General features: G+C 73.7%; 1 protein-coding gene. It reads right to left on the reverse strand.

Features of this window, described 5'->3' with window-relative positions:
- The coding region (locus ADK55_RS09170; RefSeq protein WP_159041330.1) for a non-ribosomal peptide synthetase at positions 1–6,077 on the reverse strand (6,077 nt) is incomplete at both ends.

Genomic DNA, 6,077 nt, shown 5'->3' on the forward strand with positions numbered 1-6,077 from the left:
GTCCACGGCCGTGGCGACCAGGCTGGAGATGCCCTCGTGCGGGACGACCACGCCCTTGGGGCGGCCCGTCGAACCCGATGTGTAGATCACGTACGCGGCCCCGTCCAGGGGGACGTCCGGCAGGTCCGGGGCCCCTTCGGGCAGTCCGTCGAGTTCGGCCGCCGTGCCCGGGGCGTCCAGCAGGACCACCGGGACCCCCTCGACCGCGGGGATCTTCCCCGCCACGGACTCGGTTCCGACGACCAGGACGGCACACGAGTCCTCGACCATGTAGGCCAGCCGGTCGGCGGGATGGACGAGGTCGAGCGGCAGGAACGCCGCACCCAGCTTGAGGACCGCCAGCACCGTCGCGACCATGTCGATCGAGCGCGGCACGGCCACCCCGACCACGCTCTCGGCGCCCACCCCGCGCGCGGCGAGCAGCCGGGCGATCCGGTCGGACCGGGCGTCGAGACCCGCGTAACCCAGTGTCGTGGTCCGCTCGACCACCGCCGGGGCGTCGGGCCGCTCCGCGAGCCGCGCCGCGAACAGCGCGGGCAGGGACAGCTCGTCCACCACCCGGTCGGTGGCGTTGAACTCCTCCCGCACCAGACGCAGTTCTCCGGCGTCCATGATCTCCAGGCGGGACACCGGAAGGGCCGGGTCGACGGCCACGGCCGAGACGAGCCGGCGCAGCCGCTCGCCCAGCCGCTCCACGCCCTCGCGATCGAACAGCTCGGTGGCGAACTCCAGCCGGCAGTCGAGTCCGTCCGCCTCCGGGTCGTCGGCGCCCGTGCGCTCGGTGAAGCTGAACACGAGGTCGAACTTGGCCGAGGTGATCCGGAACGGCACGTACTCCACCGCCAACCCGGGCAGGGCCGCGTCCTCCCCGGTGCGGTGGTGGTAGCCGACCATGACCTGGAAGAGCGGATTGCGGGCGAGCGAGCGGGTCGGATTGAGCCTCTCCACCACCGCCTCGAAGGGCACGTCGGCGTGCGAGAACGCCGCCAGCGCGGTGTCGCGCACCCGCTCCACCAGTTCACCGAAGGCGGGGTCCCCCCCCAGATCCGTCCGGAGCACCAGCGTATTGACGAAGAAGCCCACCAGGTCGTCCAGGGCCTCGTCGCCGCGCCCCGCGATGGGCGAGCCGATCGGTATGTCCGCTCCCGCGCCCATCCGGTGCAACAGCCCCGCGCCGGCCGCGTGCACCACCATGAACATGCTCGCGTTGTGCTCCTTCGCGAGCCGGCGCAGCCCCCGGTGCGCCCGCGCGTCGAACGAGACGTCCAGCTCACCGCCCGTGAAGACGGGCCGGGCGGGTCGGGGCCGGTCGGCGGGCAGCTCGATCTCCTCCGGCGCCCCCTCCAGGGCGCCGCGCCAGTACTCCAGCTGCCGCGCGGCGAGGCTGCCGGGATCGGCGGCGTCGCCGAGCAGCTCCCGCTGCCACAGCGCGTAGTCCGCGTACTGCACGGGCAACGGCTCCCAGTGCGGCGCCGCCCCGCCCAGCCGGGCGGCGTAGGCGGTGGTCAGGTCGCGCAGGAAGGGCCGGTCCGACCACTCGTCGGTGGTGATGTGGTGCAGCAGCAGGACGACCACGTGGTCCTCGGCGCCGACCGTGAGGACCGTCGCGCGCAGCGGCAGTTCCCCCGCGAGGTCGAACGGGCGGCGCACCGCCGTGTCGATCAGGGCGGGCAGCTCCTCCTCGGTCGCCGGGGCGACCTCCACCACCGGCAGGGCCCCGTCCGCGGGCAGCACCCGCTGGAAGGCCAGGCCCTCCCGGGTGACGAAGACCGTGCGCAGGGCCTCGTGGCGGGCCGTGACGTCGGCCAGCGCCGCCCGCCAGGCCGCCACGTCGAGTCGGCCGCGCAGCCGCATCACGAGCGGGAAGTTGTAGGCGGCGGAGGCCGAGTCGATCTGCTGGATCACCCACAAGCGCTGCTGGGCGTGCGACAGCGGCAGTTCTGCCGGCCGCTCACCCGCCGTCAGCGCGGGCCGGCCCGCCGGCCCGCCCCCTTCGGCGCGCCCGGCCAGTTCCGCCACGGTCGGCGCCTCGAACAGGTCCCGGATCGCCAGCTCCACCGCGAGGGCGGTGCGCGCCCTGCCGACGAGCCTGGTCGCCAGCAGGGAGTGACCGCCGAGGTCGAAGAAGGAGTCGTCGATCCCGACGGCGGTCTCCGGCAGCCCGAGCACCTCCGCGAACAGCGCCCGGAGCACCGTCTCCCGGGGGGTGCGCGGCGGCCGGCGGGTACCGGATCCGCCCAGGTCCGGTGCGGGCAGGGCCTGTACGTCGAGCTTGCCGTTCACGGTCAACGGCAGGGTTCCCACGGCCACCAGGGCGGCCGGGACCATGTAGCCGGGCAGGACGGTCTTGAGGTGCTCGCGGACCTCCGTGAGCAGCGTGTCGCCGCCCTCGGCCGCTGCCGGCTCGGGCACCACGTACCCCACCAGCCGCTTGTTCCCCGCGTGTTCCGTCACCACGACGGCCGCGTGGGCGATCAGCGGGTGCTCGGACAGGGCCGCGCCGATCTCGCCCAACTCGACCCGGTAGCCGCGGATCTTGACCTGGTCGTCGGTCCGCCCGAGGAAGTCGATCAACCCGTCGGGGCGCTGTCGCACCAGGTCACCCGTCCGGTACATGCGCGCCCCCGGCGCCCCGAACGGATCGGCGACGAACCGCTCCGCCGTCAGCGCCGGCCGGTCGTGGTAGCCGCGCGCCAGACCGGTGCCGGAGATGTACAACTCACCCGGGCTGCCCGGCGGGACCGGCCGCAGCATCGCGTCCAGCACGTGCCCGCGGGTGTTGCGGATCGGCCGGCCCACGGTCGGGCCGGCGCTCTCGGCGGTGGACCCCCCGAGCGTGTTGATCGTGTACTCGGTCGGACCGTACAGGTTGTAGCCGTACGTCTCCTCCGTACGGGCCAGCCGGCCCCACACCGCGTCGGACACGGCCTCGCCACCGAGCAGGACCAGCGCGGGACGGTGTCTGCCCGTCGCCTCGTCGCGCTCCAACAGGCCCTCTTCGATGAGCAGTTGGACGTACGTCGGCGTCACGTTCACCACGTCCACCCGGTGCCGGTCGCAGTAGTCCACCAGGGCCGCGGCGTCGCGCCGCAGCTCCTCGTCGCACACGTGCACCTCGTGGCCCTCGACGAGCCAGAGGAGCTCCTCCCAGGACATGTCGAAGGCGAAGGAGACGGTGTGCGCGATCCGCAGCCGCCGCCCGCCCGCCGAGGCGATGGCCGGATCGAAGATCTCCACCTGGTGATTGAGCTGCATGTTCGTCAACCCCCGGTACGGGGTGACGACGCCCTTGGGACGACCGGTGGAACCGGAGGTGTAGATGACGTACGCCGGGTGCTCCAACCGGTCCGCGACCGTGTGGGCGAACGCCGGCCGTTCGGCGTCCGTGACCACCCCGCCCGACAGCGCGGCCAGTTCGGCGACGACCGCCGGATCGTCCAACGCCAGCTCGACGGCGAGCGGACCCGCCTCCCCGCGCAGGGTCGGCGCGACGGCCACCGTGGACACCACGCACAGCGGCCCGGTGTCCTCGATCATCAGCCGCAGCCGGTCGGCGGGATGGTCGAGGTCGAGCGGCAGGTACGCGGCCCCCGTGCGCAGCACCGCGAAGAGCGCCACCACCATCTCGATCGAACGCGGCAGCGCCAGGGCGACGACCCGCTCGGGTCCGGCCCCCCGCGCCAGCAGCAGCCGGGCCAACCGGTTGATCCGCGCGTCCAGTTCCGCGTACGTGAGTTCCCGCGCGCCGAAGACCAGCGCGACCGCGTCGGGAGTACGGCCGACCTGGTCCGCCAGCATGTCGGCGACGGTCTCGTTCGGCACCGGCAGGTCACCCGTCGACGCGCGGTCCAGGGCGGCCCGTTCCGCGGGCAGCAGCAGGTCCAGCGCCGCCACCCGCTCCGCGAGGCCGTCGATCAGCCGGCCCACCACGAGCCGGAACCGCTCCAGCGTGGCCGCCGCCCGCTCGTCGTCGATCAGATCGGAGCGGTACTCCAGCTTCACGCCGACGACCGAGGCAGGATTGACGATCAACGTCATCGGATAGTGGGTGGCGTCCACACTGTCGACACCGGTGATGCCGTGCCGTTCGGTCAGCCGACGGAAACCGTCCTCGTCCGCGAAGTTCTGCAGGACGTACAAGGTGTCGAACAGGACCCCGTGACCGCCCGCCCGCTGGAGCTCCGCCAACCCCAGGTACTCGTGGTCCATCACCGCGACCCGCTCCGAACGCACCCGGCGCAGCAACTCCAGGACGCTCTCCTCGGGCCGCAGCCGCACCCGCAGCGGCACGGTGTTCAAGAACATGCCGATCGCCGACTCGACGCCCGGCACCTCAGCCGGACGACCCGCCACCGTGGCGCCGAACACCACGTCGTCGCGACCCACCGCCGCCGACAGCACCAGGGCCCACGCCGCGGACAGCACCGCGTTGACGGTCAACCCCTGCTCCCGGGCGCACCGGCGCAGCCGCTCGCTCAGCTCCGCGCCGAGGTCGAGGGAGCGACGGCGCGGGATCGTCGGCTCGCCGCCGCGCTCCCGCGCCACGAGCGTCGGTTCCGCGAGCCCGGACAGGGCGCGGCGCCAGGTCTCCCGCGCCGCGTCGAAGTCCTGTCCGGCGAGCCAGGCCAGGTAGTCGCGGTAGCTTCCCGGCGTCCCCATCCCGGCGGCGTCGCCCGCCGACTCGTACAGGCCGAGGAGCTCCTCCAGGAAGAGGGACTGCGACCAGCCGTCCCAGGCCACCAGGTGGTGGCCGAGCATCAGCCGGTCGGTGTCCGGGGTCAGCCGTATCAACCGGAGCCGGAACAGCGGGGGCGACGTCAGGTCGAACCGCAGCAACCGGTCCGCCTCGGAGATCTCCGCCAGCCGTGCCTCCCGCGCCGCCTCGTCGAGCCCCGTCAGGTCGGTCTCGACCAACGGCGCCGTGATCGTGTCCGGCGGGCAGACGAACTGCACGGGGCCGGGCAGACCGTCGCCGACGATGCCGGTGCGCAGCGCCGGATGGCGGGCCAGCAGCGTGGCGCAGGCCGCGCGCAACCGGTCGACGTCGAGGCGACGGTCGAAGTCGAAGCAGTCCTGGGCGGTGTAGACGTCCAGCGCGGACGTGTCGTAACTGGCGTGGAAGTGGATGCCCTCCTGGAGCGGCGACAGCGGCCACATGTCGGCGACGGGCGCCGGGGAGGCCCGCTCCACCACGTCGATCTCGCCCTGGTCGAGGTCCACCAACGACAGGTCCGCCGGCCGGAGCCCGCGGGTGACGTCCGTTCCGGCGCCGGCGATCAACTCGCGCAGGGCCGCCGTCCAGGCGTCGGCGAGTTCGCACACGTCCTGCCCGGTCAGCGCCCCGCCCTCGCCCTGCGGCCAGGTCCACGTGGCACGCAGCTCGGGACCCGCCGGGGTGTCCGCGCAGACGGCGTTGACCTGGAGCGCGTAGGGCATCGCCAGCCCGGCGTCGGGCCCCACGCGCAAGGCGTCCGCCTCGACGGCGGGTGCCCAGTCCCGATCCTGGTCCGCCGGCAGTCGACCGAAGTAGTTGAACAGCAACTGGGCACCCGAGAGCCGGGCGAAGACCGGGGCGAGCTGCGGATTGAGGTAACGCAGCATGCCGTACCCGGCGCCCGCGTCCGGAGCCGAACGCACCGCCTCCCGGACCCGCCCGAGGACCTCCCGCGGATCGCCCGCCGCCGGCAGCCGCACCGGATGCAGTCCCGTGAACCAGCCGACGGTACGGGACAGGTCCAGCCCGTCCCCGAAGCCCTCGCGCCCGTGCCGCTCCAGATCCACCAGCAGGTCGCCCTCGGGCTTGCCGCCACGCCGGGCCACCGCCACCCGCAGCGCCGCGAGCAGCACCTCGGTGACATCGGCCCCGGCCGCCGCGGGCACCGCCGTCAACAGGGCCCTGGTCTCCTCGCCCGTCAACCGGACCTCGTGCTCACGCGCCGCCCCGACGGTACCGGTCCGACCCGCGCCCGGCAGCAACTCCGCCCCGGGGGCCAGCACCCCCGCCCAGTAGGGCAGTTCGGCCTGCCGTCGCGGCGAGGTCCCCTGCTCGACGACCTCCCGCGCGAACCGCCGCAGCG

This window comes from Streptomyces sp. WM4235 (assembly GCF_001279725.1).
Classification (GTDB): Bacteria; Actinomycetota; Actinomycetes; order Streptomycetales; family Streptomycetaceae; genus Streptomyces.